The sequence below is a fragment of the Priestia sp. SIMBA_032 genome, from assembly GCF_046535215.1.
GTDB lineage: Bacteria > Bacillota > Bacilli > Bacillales > Bacillaceae_H > Priestia > Priestia aryabhattai.
This window is the reverse complement of sequence record NZ_JAWRXD010000224.1, coordinates 1-372: the sequence shown is the minus strand read 5'-3', so window position 1 is coordinate 372 and position 372 is coordinate 1. Positions and strand designations below refer to the sequence as shown.

The 372-nt window shown below is 71.0% G+C and carries 1 protein-coding gene; it reads right to left on the bottom strand.

The window, feature by feature from the left end:
- Positions 1 to 372: hypothetical protein (locus SB717_RS34105; protein WP_410907250.1), on the bottom strand; the 372-nt coding region annotated here is incomplete at both ends.

The window sequence follows — 372 nt, the reverse complement described above, 5'->3', positions numbered from 1 at the left end:
AGGTTGCGCGCCAGAACCGCGGACCCGGTGACGCAGAGTATCCCGATCATCCCGGAGGATGCGACCAGCGCCGTGAGCGTCCCGGCGTCGAGGTCGAACTGCGCACCGAACACCGCCTTCACCACGGGGACGCCGAAGGCCCAGGCGCACAGGCACAGCACGGCGACCACGCCGGCGATGAGGGCCGACAGGCGCGTCACCAGCCGGAAGGCGCCCTGCGGCGCCCGGGCGAACTGGCTGACCAGGAAGCTGGAGAGCGCCATGAGCGGCACCAGGATGGGCGCGCGGGTGAGGGTGACCGCCAGCACCAGCGAACCGAGCTGCCTGTGTCCTGCCGGGCTCGAGAAGAACGACAGGATGAGCGGGAACCCG